We start from the raw sequence: 24,802 nt of genomic DNA, 5'->3' as shown, positions 1-24,802 counted from the left end.
TATTTACTTCTTAATAAAAATTGAATATAGACCACAAGAACCTACAATTATACAAATTGCATCTAAAACATACCCAATAATGATAGTTTTTTTAGAACATTGATATTCCCTATTTATATAACAATGTTGAAGCGCTCCCGCAATTACTCCAAAACTAATTCCGAAGATACTTACTACTAAAAGCATTAATTGTGAAAAAGCCATTTTATCCCCCCTCCTATTTCTTTAAATAATTTTTAAATAATGTATAACATAAAGACTACCGTGCATAGCAATTGATGTAAAAATAAATAATATAATAAAATCTATTTTAAACTCGGGATTTCCTGCAGTTTTATAAAAATATATAAATACTAATATATTTAATAAAAAAATTATTATTTGGAGTGTTGTTAAAATAATCATGTTGAATATCTCTTATTTTCTATTTTTCTTTAATTGCTTTAAGATTGCTTTTGAATAAGTGTTTTTATTATGCCTTGCAAGTGGGAAAGAATGTTTAACATGTTGCTTTTTCTTTTTTCTCTTTCTTTCCCTTGTTTCAGCTTTTAACTGTCTTTGTTCCTTATTCATAATCTTTTATCTTTCTTATTCAAGAGAATCTAAAAAATCTTGTATTTCATCTCTCAGTTGGCGTTTATAGGAATAAACACTATAATATGAACCACTCATGTTGTTTATACGGTCTCTTAATTGTTTGACTAATTCTTTTTTTTGTTCTAAGGTTAAATCAATTTCTCGATATTTGATAACCTCTACTATTTTCTCAACCTCTTTTATAATTTCTTTTGGTACCTCTTTAATAATTTCTCTATCTTGATAAACTACTTTCTCAACCTCTTTGACAATCTCTACCGGTTTTTCAACCTCTTTTATAATTTCAATTGGTTTATCAACGTATTTGATAACCTCTTTGGGCACTTCAACCTCTTTTATTACTTCATAAGGTTTATCAACGTATTTGATAATTTCTTTTATTACTTCATAAGGTTTATCAACATAAACGATTTTTTCAACCTCTTTTATAATTTCAATTGGTTTATCAACGTATTTGATAACCTCTTTGGGTACTTCAACCTCTTTTATAATTTCAATTGGTTTATCAACGTATTTGATAACCTCTTTGGGTACTTCAACCTCTTTTATAATTTCAATTGGTTTATCAACGTATTTGATAACCTCTTTGGGTACTTCAACCTCTTTTATCACTTCATAAGGTTTATCAACGTATTTGATAACCTCTTTGGGTACTTCAACCTCTTTTATAATTTCAATTGGTTTATCAACATAAACTATTTTTTCAACCTCTTTGACAATCTCTACCGGTTTTTCAACCTCTTTTATAATTTCTCTATCTTGATAAATTATTTGTGGTTCTATTTTTTTACCTAATTTATCACGATAAACTATTTTCTCAACCTCTTTAATAATTTCTTTTGGTACCTCTTTAATAATTTCTCTATCTTGATAAACTACTTTCTCAACCTCTTTGACAATCTCTACCGGTTTTTCAACCTCTTTTATAATTTCAATTGGTTTATCAACGTATTTGATAACCTCTTTGGGTACTTCAACATATTTTATAACCTCTACCGGTTTTTCAACTATTTGATCCACATAAATAATTTTTTCAGTAGTATTGCCTGGTTCCTTTACTACTTCAGCAGTTTTGTTTTCTTTGTTTAAATCTATTTTAGGTTCCTTTGTGTTTTGTTGGCCTTTAAAAAAACATAAATACACTACAACACCAACAATAACCATTGATAAACTAATAACACCTAACACACTCCATAATAGCCACATATTAGCTTCTTTATTAGCATAAAAACAGTACATCGTTTTAGGTGGCTTATGAGCTCCCTCGCGGTCTTGTAAATCATCCAAGGTAAAAAATCCGTCCTTGTTTGCAATTCGTCCCCCTTCAAAATACACCGCTAACAATTCTTCTGGGGCGTCTTTAATAGAGCAACTACAATCTCGCTTTTTATCAACATTAAAACATTTCAAAGAAACTTCAACATTAACTTTAAATTTCTTATAAATAAAATATTCCACGTCTTGCGTGGTAGCTTTATGTCCTAAATTAATATTTACAATTTCCATGTATGATTATTCCTTTTTAAAAATAGCTTCATCGTGTTTTTGTGGTTGGTCTTTTTGTTCTTTTTGGGGTAATTCATCTTGTAAAACATCTTGGAAAAGGTCTTTGTTTTCCTCTTGTAAAGTTTCTTTGAAATGCTTTTTTGGTTTAGATGTTTTTTTAGTTTTGGGTGGCGTTATTACTTCTTTTTTAGGTTCTTTGAAGTTTAATGTATCACGAAGAGTTTTAATAAGGGCTTGTTCTTTGTTGTCATCTGGTTTAAGTCCGGTAGTTTCAATAATTATTTTTTTAATATTTTCACATTCATCTTTAACTTTAAAAACCGCTTGAATTGAGTTTTTAATTATTTTAATTTGTTTGTATCCCTCTTTTTGTAAATCTTGATAACGGTAGATGCTTTTTTTGTTTTTTCTTGCGATAAATCCAATAATAAACAAGATAACAACGAAAGCACCACCGGCCAAAGATAAAGAAAAATAGGGATGATTAATAATTTGTTCGATTGGCATTTTTTGTTTGTCTCCTTTTTCTATTTTATTTTTTTATAATATCGTCTTTAAAATAACTTAGCGAATAAACCTTTTTTAGTGGTTTTTTTGCGTTTAGCTTTAACAGTACGGCGACCTTTTTTGACAGTTGGAGTTTTGCTTACTTTACTGCTTTTATTTTTTTTCTTAACACTGAAAATATACATTTTTTCTACTCCACTTTCTCTTTCTTGAGCGTATTTTTTCAATTTACTTAAAGTGTAAAAATAATCTATCGGTTCACGTTCGCCACCTTTAATATAAACACCTAATAAATCTTTTGGGGGATTTTTAATAGGCCAACGTGGAGCTTCTCCATCAGCAAAGTTAACGGAGGGAACACTATTAAACCAAATATTAACTCTAAACAGTGCATTAACATAATGAGAAGCTTTTTCAAGGCTTTTAGCCCGAGGTTCGGAGCCATTAAAAACAATTTTTTTAATCTCGCTAGTTTTTTTAATCTCATTTGTTTTCTTTAACTCATTTGTTTTTTTAATCTCGCTTGTATTTTTAAGCTCACTCATGTTTATTTCTCCTTATCTTGTAATTTTAATTTTTAATCTTTAAAACAAATTAGATATATTAATTTGTTTTTGAGAGGGTTTAAAAAATGAGATATCAAACAAATTCAAATGCCAAATAATAAACATATTTAATTAAATTAAACCCTCTCAAAAAGAAACTACATAGTTGATTCTTAAAAGGGCCTTGAATTGAATGGATGAGGGATTAACCCTTTATTATTTGCGAAACGAGGATTAAACAAATAATAATTTTACCGCATCCAATTCAAAGGGTAGTTGTTATTTGCAACTAATTTTTGATAACTAGTAATTTTTTTAACGAGGTTTGACTACTATTTCCTTATTCCTCAAGGTAATAAGTCAGTCATGAAATTATTTAATTGTCTAAAATCGTTCTTATTTCTTTTTACTCAATTATTTTTTTGAGTTTACCACAAATTATTTAGATTTGTGGTAATCTTCAACAGAAGCTTTAACAGATTTGATATAACCTTTGATTTCAGCTTTTTTCGTATCAGATGCTTTTTTAGCTGTTTCAAGTTTGGTTTTTTCTGTTGGGTTTTGTTCTTTGGCGATTTGCTCGGCAAGATATTTGCCGTATACATCTTCTTTGACATAGTCAACTTCATATGAACGGACAACTTGTGCTTCGCTTACTTCTTTTGCGGCAGTTTTGTTTTGCCAAAAAAAGTGTTTATTCAATCCTTTATCCAAAAGGCCATCAACAGTATAAATTAAAGCAAATAAACAAACAAAGAATACAACCCAGCCCATTAAATAACGTCTCACTTGATTATTCATATTTTCATCACTCCTTTATAATTTTTCTTGCCAGTTTACCTTTAAGGCTTTGAAAGGAGCAAATATAGCAATAATAACAATAAAAATATTAATTGCTTTCAAAGCTATAAAACGACTTAACAAATTGGGTCGTATTTAATATAATAAAAATTAAAAGAATATCAAAAATATTAATTTTGCCATTTTTGCTTCATATCTTGCAACCAAAGTGGGCCGTTTACATTTTGTAGTTCTTTTGATTCTTTCACAAATAATATTTTTTGTTCTTCATCAAAGTTATAATCTTTGTCAAGTTTAGGGGCGATTTTAATTGTGAAGGGAGGTTGTTTGATTTCTTCTAACATATTTTTTAATTTTGATATTAATTTAGGATTTAAATATAATATTTTTAAACCGCGATTATAATTGGTAGGTGATTCAAGATTATTATTTTTTTTATTAAAAATTATTATTTTAAAAGAATTATCAATTTGTAATTGTTTGATGATTTGGCTTAAATTAAAAATTCTATTCATTTGTATTCCCTCTTTATTTTTCTACTAAATCATATTCCTTAATATGGTTAATGGTTTTGCCGTCTAATTGATAATAAGTGGTTTTTCTTTTGTTTGTTTTGAGGTTGAATTCGTTAACATGATCAATATTGCCATTATCATAATAAAAAGTGGTTTTAATTGCACGACCTGTTTGAGGGTTGTAATTAGTAATATATTTAATATTATGATTATTTTTTTTATAACCAATTTTTTTAATTTTCTTTTGTGTTTTAAGGTCAAATTCCTTAATACAATCAATGGTGCCATCATTATAATAAAAAGTGGTTTTAATTGCACGACCTGTTTTAAGGTCGTATTCAGTAGTATAACTAAGAGAGCCATCATTTTGTTTATAATAATGATTTTTAATTTTCTTATTGGTTTTAGGGTCATATTCACTAACTAATATGCTACCATTATTACCATAAAACTTTTTTTTATTTGTTGTCATCTTATTTGCCTTCCTATTAATCTATATTATTCGTTCTTTGTTTTTAAGATAATATTCTTTCATATTTAATAACTCCTATTGATCTTTTATAATAAATCTCTTAATCCTGCAATTATTTTCTTTTTGCGATATGAACTAACAAAACAATTTTTTTCGATTAAATCACAAACATTTATAATTAATATTTCTTTTGCAAAAGGATTTAATTTTGGTGATATTTCTACATCTCTTAATTCCGCAATTATTTTCTTTTTGCGATATGAACTAACCAAACAATTTTTTTCGATTAAATCACAAACATTTATAATTAATTTTTCTTTTGCAAAATGTTCTTTTTGATATTCTTTTGCTTGCTTTATCAGCCTATCTTTGTTTTTAGCCCTATATTCTTGTCTTTGTTTTCTTATGATATCTCGGTTTTTAAGGTCATATTTTCTTTGATATTCTTTTATGCGATCTTTGTTTTTAGCCCTATATTCTTTTGCTTGCTTTATCAGCCTATCTTTGTTTTTAGCTCTATATTCTTGTTTTCGCTTTCTTATGATATCTCGGTTTTTAAGGTAATATTCTTGTTTTTGCTTTCTTATGATATCTCGGTTTTTAAGGTTATATTTTCTTTGATATTCTTTTAGTCTCTCTTTGTTTTTAGCTTTATATTCTTTTACTTGTTTTATCAGCCTATCTTTGTTTTTAAGGTAATATTCTTTTAGTCTCTCTTTGTTTTTAAGGTAATGTTCTTGTTTTTGCTTTCTTATGATATCTCGGTTTTTAAGGTAATATTCTTTTAGTCTCTCTTTGTTTTTAGCCCTATATTCTTTTATGCGATCTTTGTTTTTAAGATAATATTTTTTATAATATTCTTTTATTCGATCTTTTTTATTTATCATTATTTTACCCAATCAATTCATATTACTTTAAATGCGTTTTAAAGGGTGTTGGTGGTTTTGATTGTTGGTGTTTTTTTGTCGTTGGATTCTTCAATTATGCCATCTTGATTGTATTTTGTGTATTTGGTCGGTTTGTTGGTTTTTGGATTGTTTTCTTCAATGAAACCGATTGTACCATTTTTGTAGTAAAATGTTCTTTTGGTTTTGGCTCCATTTTGGTTGTATTCGACGATGAAATGAATTGCACCACATTTGTAGTAATTAGTTGATTTAATAAGTTTTTCGTTTTGGTTGTATTCATCAATGTAGTGGATTACGCCATTTTGGTTGTATTCGGTGATGTAGTCGATTGTGCCACCTTGGTTGTAAATTGTTTCTTTGGTTAATTGGTCATTTTGGTCGTATTCGTATTCGATGATAGAGTGTACCGTACCGTCTTCGTGGTAGTATGTTTCTTTGGTTTCGGTTCCGTTTTGGTTGTATTCGATGGTAGAGTGAACCGTGCCGCCTTTGTTGTAATTTGTGAGTTTGGTTAATTGGTTGTTTTTGTTGTATTCTTTTTTTGGCTCGTTTATCATTTTTAGTTCTCCTTTGGATTTGGAATTTGTTGTTGGTTTGTGATTTGTTGTTGGTTTTATATGTTTATATGCTTTTAGGGTTTTAAAAGTTCATCCAAAATTAAAAAGTGGTTTGGGTTTTCCTTGTCTTCGTCTTTTAACCTTTGCCAGTCTAATATCTTTTTCATTCCTAAATCTCGTCTAAGTATATAAAAACCTGTCAAAGCGCCTTCCACACTATCATCCAACGACGCTCTAAAAAGTTCCTCCCCTATTTCGTTTTTTTTATCATAATAAGCTATATATTCTAAAAAAGAATATAAACGCCCCGTCTTTGTTTCAATCAAACAAAAAGCTTGAATATATTTTTTATTTATATTATAGGAGCCAAAAGGTTTGTGTTTCATAATGTTTGGGCTTACTCCATATTCATAGAGTTGAAATTTACGTTTCTCACCGCTTTTCGCAACATATTCTATTTCCCTCCATATAGAAGCTCTTTTTTCTTTTCTTGCTGTTTCAAAATAGGGGTGAAGTTTGCGTTTCTCTTCTTTCGTAAATTCATTATCTTCTACCATTATAAAAACCCTTTTTTCTTTAATCGCTGTTTCAAAATCTTTATAAAACTGCTCTGAGTCTTTTTTAGTTTTCACTTTTAAAGCTTCTTGTTCCATATGGTTAAAAAACGATTTCACCTTTTCTAAATTCATTTTTCCCCTCACTTATTACTGTTTATTTAATAAAGTATTTAATGTTCCATTTTTTTTAAGTATTTTTGGATAAAATCTTGATTTTTTAATTTAAATATTTTCTTGATAATTCGACTTTGGATTTTTAATTTTTCAATATTTGTAGCTTTTATTTTTTCTTTGATGGTTGTTTGTTCTATTAAACATTCAACTTTGTTTAATTGTTGTTTTGATGTTTCTTGTTTTTGTGTTAGTTTTTTTCGTTGGTTGATTAAAATTACTATTTCAGATAAAGTGTTTATTTCGAATAAAAGCTCTTTTTCAGTAAGTTTTTGTTTTGTTGTTTTCATTTTTTTTGTTTTTGTTCTCCTATTTGTTTTTATTATTTACTAACAGTTAAAGGATAAAAACCCTTTAACTATTTAAAATGTGTTAGTGTGTTTGTTGTTGGTTAAATTGGCTTGACTCTTCGGCAGTAGAAAAATTATAGAAATAATCGGTGTAATCATCACTTGCAAAATCAGCCTCACTAAATGATTGAATCGAATCATTAGTTAATTTAAAATCAGCATCTGAAATCATGCGATAAAAATTATGTAATTGCATAAATTCTTTTACACGGGAGTTATTCCCTAAACGGTCGGGATGACGGGCTACCATAGCTTTTTTAGTTATTTTGATTAAATCAGATAATTGAATGTTTGTTAATTCTTTCATGTTTAAGTTTAAATATTTTAATATTTGGTTAAGTTCGTTTGATGGTTCGGTGGGTTTTGTTCCAATTGCTTTGATTATTGGAGTAACTAAACAATGTTCCAAAATTATCGAACAATCAACACCACAAGAGCTAACGCCTTGGCGTAAAATACTCATAAATTCTATAACACCATCTTTTTTTAAATAAGTTATAAAAAAATCTTTTAAAGCAAGGTAACGATTTAAGGTGCCATATAAATTTAAAATATTTTTTAATTTAACTAAACTCTTTTCAAAAAAATTAGCTCGTGAACGCATTGATGCTTTAAAAAATAAATCGTTGGATTTATCGCCAAATATTATTTCATAATATGTATAAATTTTATCTTGGAGGGTTTGGGGTAAAACTTTATTCTTTCGACATAAAAAATTATTTATGTCCTGGTAAAAATAACTTAAAGGGATTTGGCGAGGTGATACAAAACTAACACTGCCTTTTTTTACTTCTTTCATAGTGTTAAATTTACTTCTTTTTACATCTGTATTAGTTTTTATTAATTTCATTTTTTTATTCCTCGTTTCTTTTTTGAAATAACAAATAATTTATAAAAGTGTTTTTTCAATTTCTAAAATCATCTTAATATCTTTAAAAATGCTTTTATAACATCTTAAATAATGTTTGATGTCAGCAGCGTGTGCTTTCATGTTTTCATCACTTTCCTTAGATATCATTTTTAAAAAAATCCTTCCACTTGTTAACATTTGGGACCATCTACCCTCCGTTTCGCTTTCTAACATATCCATTTTTTTTACTAAAGGTTCCAGTTTGGTTAATTGTTTGTCAAATTTTTGTTCTTGTTGGAATTTTTCATATTTGTTAGCTAAAATCTCTTTTTCTAATAAAAGTTGATCTTTAGTCATTTTGCTAAATGTTGTTTTGTTAGTTGGTTTAAATTGTACTATCTTTTTACACTTGTTAGTTAAAACTGCTATTTCTAATAAAAGTTGTTTCTTACTCATTTTATTTGTTGTTTCCATTTTTTTATTCCTCATTTCTATTTTTTAATTCGACTTTAAAAATGAAAAAAGCCAAACTGTTTTTAGCAGTTTAGCTTATTTTTTAAATTTAAGATTAAATGTATGTTTTTTGTCGTTCGTTTCAGAACTTATCAAACTTAAAAATAACAAAAATTTATTTTTTTTAAAATAATGAAACAACATAAAATCGCATCCTTTATTTGGTGTGGTTTGTTTTTTGAAATTTAATTCTTTTTTTGTTTTTAACCAGTAATAACCAGTAATAATAAGCGCTCTGTTTAATTTGGAGAGTTTCCAAAATGGTGGTTAAATTTAATTCCTTTCGAAATTGGGAGACTAATTTAAAAACTATGAATTTGTCTATTGTTTGAATTTGGGATATTGTTTTTTGTAATAGTTGTAATTTTGGTTGTAGGTTTTTCATTGTTTTGCCATTTGCCTTGTATTTTTGAAAAGGTCAAGTATATATTTATTAGAGATAATCTAACAAAAAGCCATTTAGCTTTTTTTGTATGATTCCACTTTTTCTCAGTCCGCACTCATTTATTTTTTTATACCACAACATATCTTTTTCATATTACAACACAAAAAATAAAAAAATCAACACAAAACACCCTTAATTTTATTTAATAAAATTAAGAGTTTTTTTTTATAGATGATTTATTATTTTATTATTATTTCCCGTAAACGCCTTTAAAAGTCATTTTAAAGCGTTTAAAGGGCCTTATAGATAATATATTATTTCCCCTTTCTAAGTATTTTTAGTATTTTTAGACATCCAAATAGTATGACATTGGTTTATCTCGTAGAACATCAAAATAGGCGTCGACCGGATCAACATAGTTGTTGAAATCTAAAAACATTTTCTCCTGTTCTAAATAAGTTCTTGGAACTTGTTTTTTTTTCATTTTTGAAAGTTTAAAAACTTTATTTAGTTTTTTACATAATTTATCATGTATTTTCTTGTTTAACGGTCTTGCTTGTTTTTCATAATTAATACTAAAATAAAACATTGATGCATAAGAATTATTTTTTAAATATTCTTCAATAAATGGTTTTTTGTCAGTTTCTAAATCTTTTTCACCATAATATTTTTTCTTTACTTTTTGAGTGTACCCAGTATAACTATCTTTTAAAACTAATTCATTTTCTTTCGAATTAAGTTTAGCGTTTAACATTTGTTCTACTAACATTTTTCTTAAAGGATGTTCTTTGTTATAGTCTAAAATGTTTTTAGCATAAAAACTAGTTATACTATAACCATCAATAGCTAAATCTTGTGGCAAATATTTTAAATATTTTTCAACAGGTGGTTTTTTACAATTTATCGAAAATTGAAATAACCTATAACCATTAATAAAATTGTGCCTTTGTTTAATTAACAATTTTAAACTATCATCACCAATTTTATTCAAATATTTACTAATATATTTTGAAATAATAGTAACCATATTTATAGTTGTTTCTTTTCTTATTAACTTACATTTTCTAACCTCTTTACATGATGTCTTATTATTTGATAGTTTGTGGTAAACTTGTAAGTTTTGAGAAATCGGATTTAATCTTTTAAGTTTAGGATTATTTTTTTTGACAGTATCAGCCCACATCTTAAAAACCTTAGGCACAACAACATTAGCAACGATTTCCCAACCGTTGTTTTTAGTATATTTTTTTTTATTTGATGATTTTTTATAGTAAGTTTCCTTTTCCAAAAACTCACTATTTTTGACAAGTCCTTTGTTTTGAACCATCATTTTATCATCAATTCCTAAAACTGTTAAATCAACATTTATCATAATATGAAAATGCCAAACCTCAGCTTTTTGGAGTTCACAAACCACAAAGTACTTTATTTTTTTAATTTCCTCTTTGATTTGGTCTTTGTTGTAATTCCTTGTTGTTTTTAAATATTTAGCATAATTCTTTTTAACTAAACGTAAAAACGATCTAAAATAGCTTTTAGTTTCCTTTAAGTCTTTTACCTCTTTTGACAAACAGCCGTTTGAATTATGATGAGCTAAGGTTAAAGTTACAAAACTAACTACTTTTTCCGTATGAAAATTATATACGGCTTTATGAAAAGCGTTTATTTTTGAAAGCATAATATTTCGTTTTGTATCTTTTCCTTGTTGTTGAATTAACGCAAAACGTTTAGGTGAATTATAAATAATTGCCTCCTGATATTCATAGTTTAAACGTCTAACATTTTGTAATAAATTATCTTGCTCTACCATTGTTAACTTTTTATACTCTAAAATATAGTCTAATTTATCTCTATTTTCCTCAGCATTTAATTTATTTTTACAATGTCTATATTTTTGTTCAAAAGTCATTTTTCTATAATCTAAGACTTTTCCATTTGCTCCTCGAACCCATGGTTCACCAAAGTTTCTTTCTACAAAATATATAATATATTCTTGATGTTTTCTAATTCCCTCTTTCCTTTTTTGAACCAAATCCAAAATCATATTAAACTTGGAATAGTCCATAAAAGCTACTTTTTGGCCTAAACCATAATCAACACTTTTAGCGTAAAATAATCTTTTTTCATATTCTTTTACCACCATTTCTAAGCCGCTTTGATACGCACTTAACGTTTCTAAATCTAAACAACTATAAAAATCTTTTACATCAATTCTATTAAAAATAGTATCATAGTTTTTAAAAGCATTATAAGACATTTTAATTTGTCTATTTTTCGTGTATTTATCATAATAAAAATTATTAACTAATCTTTGATTAGACATTAATATTTCATCAACAGATTTTTTTTTACATATGTTCATATATTTTATCCTCTCTCTTGTTAAACGCGTTTAAAGGCCCTTTAAACGCGTTTAAAGGGTATTGTAGATAATATATTAGCTTTAATATATAATCTTAAACAGCATTTTTAATTTTCATATCTTTTTATAGTTTCTCACAAAAGCAAATATTTTTCAATATAAAATAGCTTGGCCGTTTCATTTATCCGTCTTGTCAATCCTAACTCACAATATAACATTAAGCCCAAAATCTCACATAAAAAAATCTTTTTTTACGTTCGATTTTGTCAAGCTTAATGTTTGATATATTGTGAGGATTGACAAGCGGATGAAACGACCAAGCTCTCTTAAAAAAGACACTCTCTATTGTGTGAGGATTAGCCAAACGGAATCAACAAACACAGGTCTAAAAAAGAATTGCATTATAAGAAAAGAAAAAGAAAAAGAAAAAGAAAACCAACTTGCCTTAATAATTATTTTTTTTTCTTTTTATATTTACTGTTTTTTTTAGCGTAATTAAACCACTTTTACGACATTTCCAAACCAAATATTCATGACAATATTTTTTGCATTCTCTAACCAACTTGTCATAATATTTTTTCTCTGCTAGTGTTTGCGGTTTGTCTTTTTTTTCCATCTATTTTTCCCTCTTTCATATATTTTAACCTCTTTCCCTATATTATACACAATCCTTAATTTTTAATAAACAGTTTTTTTTCCATCTATTTTTTCCCTCTTTCATATATTTTAACCTCTTTCCCATTTAAACGCGTTTAAAGGCCATTTAAACGCGTTTAAAGGGTATTGTAGAATATATTACTTTTAATATATAATCTTAGATAGTATTTTTATTAAAAGTTTTAAAACATCAATTTTAATGTTATAATAAAATCGCTATCGAAAATTTAAACTTGGGAAGAGTTTATTTTTGATAGCATAATATTTCGTTTTGTATCTTTTTCTATATCTATCTTAAACACGTTTAAAGGGGCATTTAAACGTGTTTTTTTTCTTTCATATATTTTAATATTAATTTTAATGTTATAATAAAATTGCTTTGAAAAAGCCAAACCTCGGCTTTTTGGAGTTCACACACCACAAAGCATTTAAACTTTGAATAATCCATAAAAGTAAGGCAGTACAACCTGTCTTACNTTTTTTTTTTCTCATATGTTCATTTTATCCTCTTTCCCCTTTAAACGCGTTTAAAGGGCATTTAAACGCGTTTAAAGGGCCTTATAGAATATATTATTTCTAATATATAATCTTAGATAATATTTTAATCTTAGATAGTATTTTTATTAAAATAATATCTTTATAAATAAAATAATAAAAAAGACAAAAAAAAAAGGTTAAAAAAGCAGTTTTTATGTTATAATAAAACTGCTTAGAACAATATTAGCAACGATTTTCCATTGTTCTTAGTATATTTTTTCTTATTTGATGATTCTTTATAGTAAGTTTCCTTTTCCAAAAACTCACTATTTTTTGACAAGTCCTTTGTTCTCTAAAAAAAAAGTAAGACAGCAAAAACTGTTTTACTTTTTTTTTTTTAATGTTATAATAAAATTGCTTTTAATACCTAATTTAGGTATTTTTTTTTATATCAAAAAAAAGTCCTGTTCCAGTTATCACTGTATTATCAAGGCAATTAATAATACAGTTAATTATGTTTAAGAGCATAATTTTTTATATTCAATAAGATATTTAAGCATTATTTGAATGAAAGTATGTGATTAAACTTTTTTAAAGAGATTAAAAGGAGCAAAAAGGATAAAATTTTTTGGATAAAACAAGGTTAAAATATTTTTATTTATGATAATAATTGATTTAAACTTCTTCAAAAAAAGCTTTTGATTTAGGATATTTATTAGTTTCAAAAATTTCTTTAGAAGTTCCTTTTTCAACGATTTCACCTTTTTCTAAAAAACAAATAGTATGAGAAACTTTTTTAGCGAAATTCATTTCATGAGTAATGATGACTAAAGTAATTTTTTTGTTATTAGATAGTTTTTGTAATACTCGTAAAACTTCATGAGTAGAATCAGGGTCAAGAGCTGAAGTAGGTTCATCTAGTAAAAGAATTTGAGGTTTCATACATAAAGCTCGAGCTATTGCCACACGTTGTTTTTGTCCTCCTGATAATAAGCTAACATCATAATTAACATAATCTTCTAAGCCCATTTCAGTTAACTTTTCAACAGCAATTGCTTCGGCGTCTTCTTGTGATGCTTTTAAAACTTTCATAGGAGCCAAACAACAGTTTTCTAAAACAGTTTTTCCTTCAAATAAATTAAAACTTTGAAACACCATTCCCACTTTAGTTCTTAATTCTGATAATTGAACACCTGGATCTAAAATATTTTGTTTATCTATTATAATTGCTCCTGAATCAGGGGTTTCTAAAAGATTTAAACACTTTAATAAAGTAGTTTTACCTGAACCAGAATGCCCAATAATAGTAATAATTTCCTTATCTTTAATTTTCAAATTCACATTTTTCAATATTTCTTGATCATTAAATTTTTTTCGTAAATTTTGGATTTCGATTAAATATTCCATTTTTTACTTCCTTTCGTTTTTCCGTTTTTTTGTTAAAGATAAAACTAATATTATGAAAGTACAGTTTATTTTTGTTTTATTTTTAAATTATTTTTTAGTTTATCAAAAACGTGATCATGATTGTCATGATTGCAATACAATTTAAAAATAACTTTAATATAAATTATATACTTTTTCAATTTTGAGGATTGTTTTTAATAAAAAAATAAAAGTATATTAATTATAATTATACATTATTTTATTTCATTGGTCAAGACATTTTTGATATTTTTTTAACAAAAACCATAAAATAATTGCCAAAGATGAGTTTTGGTGATATTTTAGTCTTTGTTTTAAGCAGATAAGCAGATAATAAGTAGATAAGATATATAAATATATTTCAAACTTAGTATATCTAATAATTTATATGTCAATTAATTTAATATGTCGATATTTTTTAATTATAAATCCATTTTTAAACCTTAAATTAATGATACTAAGTGTTTTTTTTGCAAAAAAAAAAAAAAAAGAGTATAATAGAAAATGTGTGATTAAAACTAAACAAAGGAGAAATAAAAATATGAATTTTATTAAAATTAAAAACACGTTAAAAAACCCAATTATCTTCATTTCAATTATTACCCTATCTACAGGAGCATTATTCGGTGGAATATTCGCCATCAGTCAATATCACAAAACCAAAACAGTAACCGAAACCACGGTAAACTTAGCACCCCGTCAAGACATCATCAAAATAGATAATGGTGAAACAAACTCTAAAAAATTATTAGTCCCTAAAGATGCCATCCTCTTTGACAACACAAAGGAAACCAAAGAAATAAAACACCAAGCAACAATCACTAACTTATCCCCAACAGAACAATTACACCTAAAAATAGGTAATCACGAAATCGAAATAAAAAACGATAACGCAATCTTAAAAGAACAAGTAAACAAATTGTTAAACATTAAATATTACTACAACCAAAACGGAACAGAGACAGAATATAACAATTCAAAACAACCAAAAATGAACCCCGGAGAAGCTAAAGACGTAATTATCAAAATAACCTTAAAGGAGGAAGAATTATCAGGTTTCTCAGAAGCTGACTTAAACACTTTTCGTACCAATTGGAAGAAAAATACAGTTAAAATTAACATACCAATTGAACTTGTTGAATAATGAACCTAGTTTCCCATATCATAATAATATCGCTTCCACAACCATAGAGTTCCAATTAAATGAATCAACTAATTCTAATCAAAAAATGCAACCTCTAAAACCCGAAAAGAAAAATCTCTCCAACGAACTCGATAATGATGAACTAAAAGCAAAACTTCTTGAATGCAAAACCAAAGAAGAAATTTGCCAACTTTTGCTTAACTACGGCATTATTAACCTTGATAATCGACATTTCGTCTCTTTCAAAAATCCAGAACAACCTTTTAACCCGCGATTTAACCCGCGATTTAACTTCGTGTCATGGCTCAACTGGCGAAACAGCTCCGAGTCACCCCTCATACCAAAAAAAATAACTATTCTCATCCGAGACGAAAACGACTATTTCGTTCAAGGCGAATGCGAAATCTCAGTTGCGCCAGGCTTCAGCTTAACCCCATAATCCCAAGAACCAATCTTTCAAGATTAGTTCTTTTTTTATGCTCAAAAAATTAATAAATACTAAGAAAACAGTGCACGTTCTTGTTTTTCTCTTAATGACTGAACTTTATATTTTAATAAAAGTCCTTTCTCTACTAAAAGTCCTTTTTTAGTAAGTTTTTTGGTTGTTGTTTACTTTCCATTTCTTTTCTCCTATTTATTAATTGTTAAATAAAAGGCCATAAATATAGAACCATGACTAACTACATTCCCTAAAAGCATTGAAATTAAAAAACTTAAAATTGATTTGTTTTTATCATAATATTTAATATAAAACTTTATAGCACCAATTGTATTCATTAAAAATACTACTAAATGCAATAACAACATTTTATGAATAAAAGTTAATTCTATCATTTTATTTTTTTACCAATCCTTTTTTTATTTAATTAAATAATAATCAACCGCACACAATAAACCATGACCTATTAAAGAACCACAAATTAAAACAGCTAAAAAATCTTTTATTGTCAAATATTGTCTTTTTTACTTACTTGATATATCATTACTTGACATTTTAATTTGTCCTTTTCAAAGACACTAAACTTAAATCAAAAAAACACTTTTTCAAAGTCCAACTTTTTGGTCTAAGCGCGCTTAATAAAAAAATTAAATGAGGGGTTGTTTTTTAAGTAATTAAATTGATTTTAAGTTTAATAATTAAATTAAACAACAATATCTTTAAAAGTAAGGTGAGGGAAATTACGATTTTTGTTTTTGATTTGTAAATTTTTTAAAATTTCTACCATGACCCAAGTATCTTGTTGACAATAACGTTGTAAAGCTTGATATTGCAATTGAAATTGTTTTTCAGACATCAAAGGTAATTGAATATAAGTTAAAAAAGCTTCGATACCATTTTGAACAACAAGATCAGCATAAGAAAGGTTGCAAAATAAAGGAGCCACTTTTTTAATGGAAAAAGACCCTTGTAAACAATGGTGATAAAAATTAATTCCTGTTGCTTTTTCTTTTGATAAACCTAATTTTTGATAAAAATTAGCATTCCCTTTTAAAAGATCTTTAAGATCAAAAATTCTGGTAATTAATTTTTCTAATTGTAAACGATATTCTGGAAATAACAAAGATAATTCTTTTAAACGGTTTTTTTCAAAAGACTGATGATAAACAATAATAGAGCCACCATCATCTTTAATGGCGTTGATTAACTTTGTAATTAATATTTTGCGATGATCTTGATGATTAGGAGCTAAAAAAGAAACATGATTTAATTCTTGATGACATGAATTGGGAGTTGCTTCAATGTGTAAAGAAAATTGAAAAAGAGAATGACTATAAGGTTTTTCTCCAAACAATCTAGGAAAAGGACATGGAAAAGATTCGAAATCTAAATAATAAAGAGGGTATTTTAAAGTTTTAAGACCTAATTCAATTTTATCAAAACAATAATAAGGAAGTTTGGTTGCTATCACTTTTTGTTGAATTCGGTTATCCAAGCGATGAAGATAATTAATAGGTACATCTAGCGTATGATAATACTTTTGTTCAATTAAATCTTCTAAATGATATTTTTTTTGACCATCACAGAAACCATGGTGATTAAATAAAAAGGTAAAAAGGCTGTTTTTAGGAGGTATTTTTTCATAAAAAGTTGCAATTTTTTCAGGTAAAAAATGTGTTTTAGTTAAATTTGATTGGTTTTTGTTAGATAAATGAAAAGTTAAAACATCGCTATCTTGTTCTAATATTTGTTGTCCTTGTTCGGTTATCAAAGTTAAATCAATAAAAGCCATTATATTAGGATCATCAAAAGAATTACAATTATTTTTTTTTAACACATAATCTGCATTAAATACAACTAAATAATATTTTCTTTTTTTCTTTTTTTGTGCTAATTTAAGGCTATTTTCAATAACTAATCTTTGATAAGTTAAATCATATATATATCGCCCTTCTTTTGAATCAGGATTTATTAATGTTTTTATTTTATCTTGATATAAAGGGTTAGCGATATTATCTTCGAAAAGATAAGGAGTTAAAAGATTGGGGTTTGTTTTTTGAAAAAAAGGATACTTTTGACCATTATTGTGTTTAAATTGCAATTGTAAAAATTTTTGACTAGTGGTTGCTTTAGCTTCAAAAATACGAATAGTTGTTTCATCTTCTTGATAGCCATCTAAAAAACAATATAATTGATGTTCTTTTTTTTGCATTTGAAACTTTTTTTGTTTGTGCGTTTCCAAAGAATAAACGATATTTCCTTGAAAATTATTTTTAAGATATTTGCCTAAAAGTATTTCTAATTGTTGATAATAAGGTTGCATAATTTCTAAATGTTTTTCATTTAAATTCGTCGTTTCTTGATCTTCATCATTATATGTTTGTAATAAAAAACTTATTTTTTTATCTAAAGTTTCTTCATTCATTAAAACTTTTAATTCATTAGAAAAATCTAGCAAAAATTGTTTTTTATTTTGATAAAGTGTTTTGTATTTTAAATATTTAAGCATTTTTAAAAATTTAATAAAACGAGTTTTTGAAATGTTCATAATCAACTTCCGTTAATTTCTAATTAGATTGGATAAACTTTTAAATTTTTAAGTCAAGTGATAAATGTTTTCAAAATTGTTTTTTTGATCTTTTATAAAATTTCGGAACAGGGCAGCTAACAAAAAAGAAATAATAGTTAATTCAATAAACTTTGTTATTGGTTAATTTTTTTTAAAGTTTTTTGAATTAATAAATTAGCATCTTTATTTTTTAAAGCATTTCGTTTATCATGTTTTTTTTTACCTTTAGCCAACACAATTTCTATTTTTACTAAATTTTTGTTAAAATAAACTTTTAAAGGAATCACTGAAAATCCTTGAGTTTTAATTTTATTTTGAATTTGGATAATTTCTTTTTTGAGTAATAAAAGTTTTTTGGTTCTATTTTCATCGCATTGCAAGCAACAACTGAAAGGGTAGTTTAAAATAACCATATTAACTATAAAAATCTCTTGATTTTTGATATAAATATAAGAATTAGTGAGATTGATTTTTCCTAAACGAATTGATTTAACTTCACTTCCTAATAATTGAATCCCTGCATGATATTTTTTTTTCTCTAAATAAAAATCATAAAATGCTTTTTTATTAGTAATTATTGTTTTCATAATCAAAAATACACTTTCTTATAAAATCTTACAAAAATTAAAAGAGAGGAAGCATTTAATGCTAATGCTTATGTGGTTACAAACTTAATTAAAGGTACATAAAATAACTAAAAGTGATTGTTGCAATTAAAAAATGAAATTACGCTTTTTTTAAATTTGGTTTAATAACTTGTTGATAACAAAGAATACTTTTTTCAATTGCCAGCAAAGCTGCTTCTTTCCCTTTGATATTTTCAATAGTTACGTTTTTATGTTCTAATTCTTTGTAATGTTGAAAAAAATGCTTTATTTCATCTAATAAAGAATTAGGAACATCTGTTAATTCATGGCAATGTTTCCAAAAAGCATCAGCTATTGGAACTGCAATAATTTTTTCATCTAATTCATGATTATCAATCATTTTAATAACACCCAAAGGACGGCATTCTACTAAAGTCATAGGAGCAAGGTTTTCTTGAGATAGAACTAAAACATCTAAAGGATCATTGTCTTCACAATGAGTTAAGGGGATAAAGCCATAATTAGCGGGGTATCTGAAGGAAGTAGTTAAAAAACGATCTATCATTAACATTCCTGTTTCCTTATCGATTTCATATTTTTTTTTACTTCCTTGAGGAATTTCAATAACTGCAATAAATTTGTCTTTTGTAATTCTTTTAGGATTAATGTCGTGTAATATGTTCATTGTTTCAACCTTTTTATTCTTTCTTTTTTCTTTGCTTCTTTTTTTTTGTTTCGGGTTTGTTGTTTTTAAATATTTTAATTATGTAGTAAAAATTAATCTTATAAAAGATACATCAAAATACTACCAGCAACTGCTACATTCAAACTTTCTACTTGTTGAGTTTGAATATTTAAACAATAATCAGCAAGTGATGTTACTGTAAGAGAAATGCCTGATCCTTCGTTTCCTAAAATTAAAATTTTTTTTAAATAAGATTTAGCCTTTTCCAAAGAAATATTAGCTTTTTGATGTGGTAAAGTGATAAAAACTGGATATCCTTTTTGTTTAGCTTGTTCTAAAAACTTTTTAATGTTGCCTCTTTGCAAAACAAGGTTAAATAAAGCCCCTTGACTAGCTCTGATGGTTTTTTCATGATAAAAATCAGCGCTATTAAAACTAAGAAAAATTTGATTAAAACCAAAAGCAACTGCGCTACGCATTAAAGCGCCAAGATTTGCAGGATCTTGAATATCTTCTAATACTAAAATTTTATTATGAATCAAATCCAATTCAGATGATAAAGCGAATTGACAAAGGGCTATTTGATCAAAAACTGTTTTTGTTTGAGACAATTCTTTCATTAATTCAGGAGCAATAAAAATCCCTTTTTTGGTATGAGAAGATGTGTAAATTTCTATAAAAAAGTTGTTTTTATTATTTTTTTGTTCTTGTTCAGCTTGTTCAATTAAATGATCGCCATATATTAAAAATTGTTGGTATAAATCGCGATATTTTTTTAATTTTAACTTTTTTAACTTTCTAAAAGTAGGATTTTGTTTAGAAGTAATCATTTAATTTCCCTTTTAAATAATTCTTATTTCAATGAAACTAATAATTTTAGCGTTAATAAATTCATATTAACTCAATTTGTGCTTTTCATTAAAGTATTCTTGTTTATTTTTTTAAAACTATTTTTTGATTTGGATTTTGTTGACAAAAATTAGCAACCGCTTCTTGAACATCAAAAAAACCAAAATCTAAAATATTAAATGATGAGTTTTCTTTAATTTTTAAAGTAATTGTTTTTTCTAAAATAATCTTCAATAGATCTTGATAGTCAAAAAAACACTCTTCTCGTTCGGCTTTTAAAATATTAGGTTTAGTTGCAGGGGATTTAGGTAAATAAAGGGTACAACAATCTTGAAAAGGGCGAACAGAAATGTTAAAAGTATCAATATGCTTAGCAATTCTAATGATTTCACCTTTGTCCATAGTAATCAAAGGTCTTAAAATATTGATATTGGTAACTTGTTCAATAGTTTGCATACTTTCTAAAGTTTGACTAGCTACTTGTCCTACTGATTCCCCATTAATTAAACATAAATGCTTGTTTGAATGTGCGAAATTAGCGGCTAAACGGTACATCATTCGACGCATAATATTAATAATATAAGAGTCAGAAACCTTTTTGCTGATAACCTCTTGCAAAGATCTAAAAGGGACCAAATGCAATTTTATTTGATTGTTAATAGAATAGCGACTTAAAATTTTTGTTAAATCAATAACTTTTTGAACCGATTCTAAAGGAGTTAAAGGGGTTGATTCAAAATGAAATAATTCTACTACAATTCCTTTTTTCATTGCTAAATAAGCCGCTACTGGAGAATCAATTCCGCCGCTTAAAAGCACTAAACCTTTTCCAATAGAAGAGTTAGGAAATCCTCCTAAAGCTTCTTTTTGGTCATCATTGCAATAAAGATAAACTGTTTCTTTTCTAATTTCAATATTTAAAATCACTTGTGGTTGTTTAACATCAACATGCAATAATTTTGTAAAAGGTTCTAAAATCAAAGGAGCGATTTTTTGAGTTAATTCCATGCTAGTTAAAAAAAAGCTTTTATCTTTTCGAGTAACTTCAATTTTAAACAAAACCTGTTTATTAATTTTTTCTTTTAGCAAAGAACAAGCTTGTTTTACGATGTCATCAAGATTTTTTTGAGCTTGAGTAGCTATTACAAATGAAGAAATACCTGATACATAAGATAATCTTGTTAAAATTTGTTTTTCTAAATTTAAAGGATAATCTATATAAGCATAATCATGTTTAATTTGCAAATCGATATTATTTAAGTCTTTTGTTTTGTTTTGTAAAATTTTTTTTAATTTTTGAATAAAATATATTTTATTTTTACCTTTTAAAAACAATTCTCCAAAGCGTATTAAAATTCTTTTGTTATTCACGCAAATAGCCTCACCATTAGTATGCTATGTTAATAAATTAACATTTTTACAATATATTTGTGTTTTTAAAATTAAAAATTAAGTTTAAAATAATAAACGACATTAAAATGACATCAACTTTTTTAATAAGATATTTTAAAAAATAAAAGATAAAAAATTAATTTTTCACGTTCTTATTATAACATTATAATATTTTTCAAGATAACTTTTTTCTTATTTTTGAATTATATTTCTGCACATTTTTGCAATTATAAAAATCAAAAAACCACCACTTTATCAAAAAAAGTGATGGGCGATATTAATAAATATTTAAAAAATATTTATTTGTTAAGTTGTTGATGCTTTTGCCGTACTAAGGCTTTGTTAATGTATAAAAAATCTTCTGGATTGACATATAATATACGATCATCTGAGCTATAATAAGTTTTTTTTGTATCGTCTTTTAAAATTTCAAATTGCATTTCTTCGACATTAGTTAATTTTTCTAAAATTCGTCTTAAAGTTTGAGGTATTTCATCCAAAAAATTTTTAGGCGAATTAGCATGAAGTCTTTTTTGATTTTCTTCCAATTCCATCATTTTTTGTTTCATTTCTAATTCAAACAATTTTTGATTAAAATACGTTTCCATCATTTTTTGTTTCATTTCTAAAAAATCAGTTTTTGATGTATCGTTTTTTTTATTATCCATCATTTCTAATAATTTTAAATTAATTAAGCAATTGGGATCAAAATCTTTGTTATTGATTAAAATATTTGGTAAATGACTTGAATTATCCCCACCACTTTTACTTTGTGATTCTTTGTTTTTTTTAGAATGACTAAAGGCTGCCGCAAGGGAAAAATTAATGCGATAAATAAGCGTAATTATCTTAATAACTAATTTCCCTAAAAGGAATATCACAACCGGAAAAAAAACAACAATCAAACCAATCATAATCGCTAATTCATGTTTATTATAATTTTGAATTTTATCAATAATTTCAGATATTAAAAGTAGCAAAAAATTACCCCTATTCAAAAGTATTTGTTATACTTTGCAATTTTACCATAAAACAATAACACAATAACATACAATTAAAATTAATTATTTTGTTTCAATAACCAAATAAATTCTTAAACTTACAACTTTATTTAATCAAAAAAAAACAAAATTGTCAATTAGTTGATGCAATATTTTTAACTTTTACCTCTTTTTTGTCTATTTTACCCCCTTTTGGCGTTATTTGGAAATTAAAAAAACTCCAACAATAAGTTTTTGTTGGAGTTAAATAAGTTTTATTTTAATATAGTTAACCAAAATAAAAAGGATTTCCCGTATAAAAAACCTTTTTATTTTAATTAATAATGATTGTTTGATAAATATTTTATAATTAAAAAAATAAAATTATAATATCTTTTAGTGGCAGGGATATCAGGATTCGAACCCGAACGAGCGGTTTTGGAGACCGTTATGCTACCGTTGACATCATATCCCTTTGAACAAGTGAGGTTTGTGGTACGGGTGACAGGATTTGAACCTGCACGCTACAAGCGCTAGATCCTAAATCTAGTGCGTCTACCATTCCGCCACACCCGCTTAAATTTGATTTTATTAATTATAAAATTAAAAAAATGGCAGACCCAGCTGGATTTGAACCAACGAATCACGGAGTCAAAGTCCGTTGCCTTACCACTTGGCTATGGGCCTTAATATAATATTTTGTGTTTTGGGGCGGCTGATGGGAATCGAACCCACGCATATCGGCGCCACAAGCCGCCGCGTTAACCACTTCGCCACAACCGCCAACTTTTTTTAATATTTCAACAACATAAAATATTATACCTTGAATTTGTCCTTTTGTAAAGTCTAAAAAAAGAATTTTATACAAAAAAATCTCAGTTAGACCAAAAGGCTGGATTTTTAAAAATGATAGAAATTGGAACGAAGAAATAAGGAAGTTTTGTTTTTTCGTTCTTCATATACATGTATTAGCGTTTTTTCTAAAAAAAAGGTGTATAAAAATTTGTTTTTTGATTTTTTTGGAAATGACGGAAAACGGTTTTATTTAGTAAATTTTTAATTTGTTAATTAAAAAATAGAAAAGCTGTTTGATATAAATTTAGCTAAGTTTTATTGTAAAACGTCAAAATGGGGCAAAATTTTGAGTTTTTGAGCTATTACAAAAAATGTTTTTTTATTATTGTATTGTTTGAAAGGAAAATTTTAAAATTGATGATTTTTATGGAAAAATGGTTGTTTTTTTAGTTAAAAGTTTAAAATTTGAAGAAATTTTGTTTGATTTGCGGACGATTTTCGTTGTTTTGTTAGTCTGTTTAAAAATTTTCGTCGGAGATTTTGTTGCGATGCTAAACAAGAAAAGAAAAAACATTGTTGAAATTTTTCTACGTCGCTATATAAAAAGCGAAAAAAAATTTTGAAAGTTTTTTTATTTTTATTGGTGTTTTTGTTAAGTTATTTGTTTATCTCTTATGCCAATTTTTAAGAATAGTATTTTGAATGTTTTCATAATCACTTGCTGTTAAGCTATTCATATTATTAGATGTTTTAATTTTAACTTCATTTTTATCAAAACGAGGAATTAAATGAACATGATAATGAAAAACAGTTTGTCCTGCAATTTCACCATTGTTATTTAATAAATTAATTCCTTGAGCGTGAAAAGAATTAATCAACACTTTACTAATTTTATGAACAATTTTAAATAAATGTGTAAAAATAGCCTCAGGAACATCTGCAATATTTTGATATTCTTTTTTAGTTATAACTAAAGTATGACCTTTGGTAAATTGAGTAACATCTAAAAAAGCTATTACTAAATCATCTTCATAAATCACATAACTAGGTATTTGTTTTTGAATAATTTTTGTAAAAATAGTTGACATAAAAACCTCTTTTTATTAATGATTTTTATATAAATAACTTGATATAATGGCGATAATTGAAACAGGTTTTTTTTATCTTATTTGTAAAAATTGAAAAAGAGAAATTATAAATGGCATAA

At 26.3% G+C, this 24,802-nt stretch carries 28 protein-coding genes and 4 tRNA genes; 2 read left to right on the top strand and 30 right to left on the bottom strand.

The genetic code is table 11. From position 1 onward, the window contains the following. Positions 1-3: 3 nt before the first annotated feature. From CHTY_RS03160 to CHTY_RS03075, 18 genes are all read right to left on the bottom strand, one after another. Complete coding sequence (locus CHTY_RS03160; RefSeq protein WP_203552041.1) at positions 4-204, bottom strand: hypothetical protein; 201 nt, start codon at positions 202-204, stop codon at positions 4-6. Positions 205-417: 213 nt separating this feature from the next. Beyond that, the gene (locus tag CHTY_RS03155; protein WP_203552042.1) at positions 418-573 is read right to left on the bottom strand and encodes a hypothetical protein; all 156 of its coding nucleotides are present in this window, start codon (positions 571-573) and stop codon (positions 418-420) included. Between the two features lie 15 nt (positions 574-588). Then, on the bottom strand, positions 589-2,103 hold the full coding sequence (locus CHTY_RS03150; RefSeq protein ID WP_203552438.1) for a V-type ATP synthase subunit I: 1,515 nt from the start codon (positions 2,101-2,103) through the stop codon (positions 589-591). 6 nt (positions 2,104-2,109) lie between these two features. Further along, complete coding sequence (locus tag CHTY_RS03145; protein ID WP_203552044.1) at positions 2,110-2,610, bottom strand: hypothetical protein; 501 nt, start codon at positions 2,608-2,610, stop codon at positions 2,110-2,112. A 47-nt stretch (positions 2,611-2,657) separates the two neighbouring features. Further along, on the bottom strand, positions 2,658-3,155 hold the full coding sequence (locus CHTY_RS03140) for a hypothetical protein (RefSeq protein WP_203552045.1): 498 nt from the start codon (positions 3,153-3,155) through the stop codon (positions 2,658-2,660). 438 nt (positions 3,156-3,593) lie between these two features. After that, positions 3,594-3,956 carry a hypothetical protein gene (locus CHTY_RS03135; protein ID WP_203552046.1) on the bottom strand — a complete coding sequence of 121 codons (363 nt, stop codon included), beginning with the start codon at positions 3,954-3,956 and terminating at the stop codon, positions 3,594-3,596. Positions 3,957-4,126: 170 nt separating this feature from the next. Beyond that, the gene (locus tag CHTY_RS03130; protein ID WP_203552047.1) at positions 4,127-4,471 is read right to left on the bottom strand and encodes a hypothetical protein; all 345 of its coding nucleotides are present in this window, start codon (positions 4,469-4,471) and stop codon (positions 4,127-4,129) included. Between the two features lie 13 nt (positions 4,472-4,484). Further along, complete coding sequence (locus CHTY_RS03125; RefSeq protein ID WP_203552048.1) at positions 4,485-4,943, bottom strand: DUF2963 domain-containing protein; 459 nt, start codon at positions 4,941-4,943, stop codon at positions 4,485-4,487. 86 nt (positions 4,944-5,029) lie between these two features. Further along, positions 5,030-5,830, bottom strand: coding sequence for a hypothetical protein (locus CHTY_RS03120; protein ID WP_203552049.1), 801 nt, complete (start codon positions 5,828-5,830; stop codon positions 5,030-5,032). Positions 5,831-5,868: 38 nt separating this feature from the next. Beyond that, on the bottom strand, positions 5,869-6,408 hold the full coding sequence (locus tag CHTY_RS03115) for a DUF2963 domain-containing protein (protein ID WP_203552050.1): 540 nt from the start codon (positions 6,406-6,408) through the stop codon (positions 5,869-5,871). A gap of 74 nt (positions 6,409-6,482) precedes the next feature. Then, positions 6,483-7,097 carry a hypothetical protein gene (locus tag CHTY_RS03110; protein ID WP_203552051.1) on the bottom strand — a complete coding sequence of 205 codons (615 nt, stop codon included), beginning with the start codon at positions 7,095-7,097 and terminating at the stop codon, positions 6,483-6,485. Positions 7,098-7,135: 38 nt separating this feature from the next. Then, entirely contained in the window at positions 7,136-7,426 is a 291-nt protein-coding gene (locus CHTY_RS03105) for a hypothetical protein (RefSeq protein ID WP_203552052.1), read from the bottom strand. A gap of 82 nt (positions 7,427-7,508) precedes the next feature. Then, a complete protein-coding gene (locus CHTY_RS03100) occupies positions 7,509-8,336 on the bottom strand; it encodes a hypothetical protein (RefSeq protein WP_203552053.1) in 828 nt (275 codons plus the stop codon). 39 nt (positions 8,337-8,375) lie between these two features. Next, positions 8,376-8,810 carry a hypothetical protein gene (locus CHTY_RS03095; protein ID WP_203552054.1) on the bottom strand — a complete coding sequence of 145 codons (435 nt, stop codon included), beginning with the start codon at positions 8,808-8,810 and terminating at the stop codon, positions 8,376-8,378. Between the two features lie 196 nt (positions 8,811-9,006). Then, positions 9,007-9,234, bottom strand: coding sequence for a hypothetical protein (locus tag CHTY_RS03090; protein ID WP_203552055.1), 228 nt, complete (start codon positions 9,232-9,234; stop codon positions 9,007-9,009). 346 nt (positions 9,235-9,580) lie between these two features. After that, entirely contained in the window at positions 9,581-11,596 is a 2,016-nt protein-coding gene (locus tag CHTY_RS03085) for a rolling circle replication-associated protein (protein ID WP_203552056.1), read from the bottom strand. A gap of 445 nt (positions 11,597-12,041) precedes the next feature. Beyond that, positions 12,042-12,212 (bottom strand): hypothetical protein, encoded by a 171-nt coding sequence (locus CHTY_RS03080; protein WP_203552057.1) that lies wholly within the window; start codon positions 12,210-12,212, stop codon positions 12,042-12,044. A gap of 1,193 nt (positions 12,213-13,405) precedes the next feature. Then, positions 13,406-14,137: an amino acid ABC transporter ATP-binding protein gene (locus CHTY_RS03075; RefSeq protein WP_203552058.1), complete on the bottom strand. Its 732-nt coding sequence runs from the start codon at positions 14,135-14,137 to the stop codon at positions 13,406-13,408. 559 nt (positions 14,138-14,696) lie between these two features. Between CHTY_RS03075 and CHTY_RS03070 the strand changes: the two genes are divergently transcribed. Together CHTY_RS03070 and CHTY_RS03065 are read left to right on the top strand one after the other, a co-directional pair. Continuing rightward, the gene (locus CHTY_RS03070) at positions 14,697-15,299 is read left to right on the top strand and encodes a hypothetical protein (RefSeq protein WP_203552059.1); all 603 of its coding nucleotides are present in this window, start codon (positions 14,697-14,699) and stop codon (positions 15,297-15,299) included. Beyond that, positions 15,292-15,738 (top strand): hypothetical protein, encoded by a 447-nt coding sequence (locus CHTY_RS03065; RefSeq protein WP_203552060.1) that lies wholly within the window; start codon positions 15,292-15,294, stop codon positions 15,736-15,738. The genes CHTY_RS03070 and CHTY_RS03065 overlap by 8 nt, the downstream gene beginning before the upstream one ends. A gap of 191 nt (positions 15,739-15,929) precedes the next feature. On the opposite strand, the gene CHTY_RS03060 is transcribed toward CHTY_RS03065, so the two are convergent. The 12 genes from CHTY_RS03060 to CHTY_RS03005 all read right to left on the bottom strand — a co-directional run bounded on the left by CHTY_RS03060 (position 15,930) and on the right by CHTY_RS03005 (position 24,683). Continuing rightward, positions 15,930-16,133 (bottom strand): hypothetical protein, encoded by a 204-nt coding sequence (locus tag CHTY_RS03060; RefSeq protein ID WP_203552061.1) that lies wholly within the window; start codon positions 16,131-16,133, stop codon positions 15,930-15,932. A 308-nt stretch (positions 16,134-16,441) separates the two neighbouring features. Continuing rightward, complete coding sequence (locus tag CHTY_RS03055) at positions 16,442-18,286, bottom strand: DUF2779 domain-containing protein (protein WP_203552062.1); 1,845 nt, start codon at positions 18,284-18,286, stop codon at positions 16,442-16,444. Positions 18,287-18,441: 155 nt separating this feature from the next. Continuing rightward, positions 18,442-18,894, bottom strand: coding sequence for an SsrA-binding protein SmpB (gene smpB, locus CHTY_RS03050; RefSeq protein WP_203552063.1), 453 nt, complete (start codon positions 18,892-18,894; stop codon positions 18,442-18,444). A gap of 139 nt (positions 18,895-19,033) precedes the next feature. Then, positions 19,034-19,579, bottom strand: coding sequence for an inorganic diphosphatase (locus CHTY_RS03045; RefSeq protein WP_203552064.1), 546 nt, complete (start codon positions 19,577-19,579; stop codon positions 19,034-19,036). 98 nt (positions 19,580-19,677) lie between these two features. Beyond that, complete coding sequence (locus tag CHTY_RS03040; protein WP_203552065.1) at positions 19,678-20,409, bottom strand: TrmH family RNA methyltransferase; 732 nt, start codon at positions 20,407-20,409, stop codon at positions 19,678-19,680. Positions 20,410-20,512: 103 nt separating this feature from the next. Continuing rightward, positions 20,513-21,799, bottom strand: coding sequence for a tRNA uracil 4-sulfurtransferase ThiI (gene thiI / locus CHTY_RS03035; protein WP_203552066.1), 1,287 nt, complete (start codon positions 21,797-21,799; stop codon positions 20,513-20,515). 320 nt (positions 21,800-22,119) lie between these two features. Continuing rightward, positions 22,120-22,800, bottom strand: a complete 681-nt coding sequence (locus CHTY_RS03030; RefSeq protein WP_246454054.1) for a hypothetical protein — start codon at positions 22,798-22,800, stop codon at positions 22,120-22,122. A 400-nt stretch (positions 22,801-23,200) separates the two neighbouring features. After that, positions 23,201-23,275: transfer RNA gene (locus tag CHTY_RS03025), tRNA-Trp, on the bottom strand. Positions 23,276-23,293: 18 nt separating this feature from the next. Further along, a tRNA-Leu gene (locus CHTY_RS03020) sits at positions 23,294-23,376 on the bottom strand. A gap of 36 nt (positions 23,377-23,412) precedes the next feature. Continuing rightward, positions 23,413-23,487: transfer RNA gene (locus tag CHTY_RS03015), tRNA-Gln, on the bottom strand. A 20-nt stretch (positions 23,488-23,507) separates the two neighbouring features. Continuing rightward, positions 23,508-23,583 (bottom strand) — tRNA-His (locus tag CHTY_RS03010). Positions 23,584-24,260: 677 nt separating this feature from the next. Further along, positions 24,261-24,683: an HIT family protein gene (locus tag CHTY_RS03005; protein ID WP_203552067.1), complete on the bottom strand. Its 423-nt coding sequence runs from the start codon at positions 24,681-24,683 to the stop codon at positions 24,261-24,263. Positions 24,684-24,802 lie beyond the last annotated feature (119 nt).

The sequence above is a fragment of the Candidatus Phytoplasma meliae genome, assembly GCF_016876135.2.
This window is presented reverse-complemented; position numbering and strand designations above follow the sequence as displayed.

Coding starts and splice junctions, on each gene's coding strand:
- CHTY_RS03060 (WP_203552061.1), bottom strand. CDS start 16,133: ATGATAGAATTAACTTTTATTCATAAAATGTTGTTATTGCATTTAGTA.
- CHTY_RS03150 (WP_203552438.1), bottom strand. CDS start 2,103: ATGGAAATTGTAAATATTAATTTAGGACATAAAGCTACCACGCAAGAC.
- CHTY_RS03160 (WP_203552041.1), bottom strand. CDS start 204: ATGGCTTTTTCACAATTAATGCTTTTAGTAGTAAGTATCTTCGGAATT.
- CHTY_RS03135 (WP_203552046.1), bottom strand. CDS start 3,956: ATGAATAATCAAGTGAGACGTTATTTAATGGGCTGGGTTGTATTCTTT.
- smpB (WP_203552063.1), bottom strand. CDS start 18,894: ATGAAAACAATAATTACTAATAAAAAAGCATTTTATGATTTTTATTTA.
- CHTY_RS03055 (WP_203552062.1), bottom strand. CDS start 18,286: ATGAACATTTCAAAAACTCGTTTTATTAAATTTTTAAAAATGCTTAAA.
- CHTY_RS03130 (WP_203552047.1), bottom strand. CDS start 4,471: ATGAATAGAATTTTTAATTTAAGCCAAATCATCAAACAATTACAAATT.
- CHTY_RS03095 (WP_203552054.1), bottom strand. CDS start 8,810: ATGGAAACAACAAATAAAATGAGTAAGAAACAACTTTTATTAGAAATA.
- CHTY_RS03090 (WP_203552055.1), bottom strand. CDS start 9,234: ATGAAAAACCTACAACCAAAATTACAACTATTACAAAAAACAATATCC.
- CHTY_RS03120 (WP_203552049.1), bottom strand. CDS start 5,830: ATGATAAATAAAAAAGATCGAATAAAAGAATATTATAAAAAATATTAT.
- CHTY_RS03080 (WP_203552057.1), bottom strand. CDS start 12,212: ATGGAAAAAAAAGACAAACCGCAAACACTAGCAGAGAAAAAATATTAT.
- CHTY_RS03040 (WP_203552065.1), bottom strand. CDS start 20,409: ATGATTACTTCTAAACAAAATCCTACTTTTAGAAAGTTAAAAAAGTTA.
- CHTY_RS03070 (WP_203552059.1), top strand. CDS start 14,697: ATGAATTTTATTAAAATTAAAAACACGTTAAAAAACCCAATTATCTTC.
- CHTY_RS03085 (WP_203552056.1), bottom strand. CDS start 11,596: ATGAACATATGTAAAAAAAAATCTGTTGATGAAATATTAATGTCTAAT.
- CHTY_RS03075 (WP_203552058.1), bottom strand. CDS start 14,137: ATGGAATATTTAATCGAAATCCAAAATTTACGAAAAAAATTTAATGAT.
- CHTY_RS03005 (WP_203552067.1), bottom strand. CDS start 24,683: ATGTCAACTATTTTTACAAAAATTATTCAAAAACAAATACCTAGTTAT.
- CHTY_RS03115 (WP_203552050.1), bottom strand. CDS start 6,408: ATGATAAACGAGCCAAAAAAAGAATACAACAAAAACAACCAATTAACC.
- CHTY_RS03110 (WP_203552051.1), bottom strand. CDS start 7,097: ATGAATTTAGAAAAGGTGAAATCGTTTTTTAACCATATGGAACAAGAA.
- CHTY_RS03105 (WP_203552052.1), bottom strand. CDS start 7,426: ATGAAAACAACAAAACAAAAACTTACTGAAAAAGAGCTTTTATTCGAA.
- CHTY_RS03125 (WP_203552048.1), bottom strand. CDS start 4,943: ATGACAACAAATAAAAAAAAGTTTTATGGTAATAATGGTAGCATATTA.
- CHTY_RS03140 (WP_203552045.1), bottom strand. CDS start 3,155: ATGAGTGAGCTTAAAAATACAAGCGAGATTAAAAAAACAAATGAGTTA.
- CHTY_RS03155 (WP_203552042.1), bottom strand. CDS start 573: ATGAATAAGGAACAAAGACAGTTAAAAGCTGAAACAAGGGAAAGAAAG.
- CHTY_RS03045 (WP_203552064.1), bottom strand. CDS start 19,579: ATGAACATATTACACGACATTAATCCTAAAAGAATTACAAAAGACAAA.
- CHTY_RS03100 (WP_203552053.1), bottom strand. CDS start 8,336: ATGAAATTAATAAAAACTAATACAGATGTAAAAAGAAGTAAATTTAAC.
- CHTY_RS03145 (WP_203552044.1), bottom strand. CDS start 2,610: ATGCCAATCGAACAAATTATTAATCATCCCTATTTTTCTTTATCTTTG.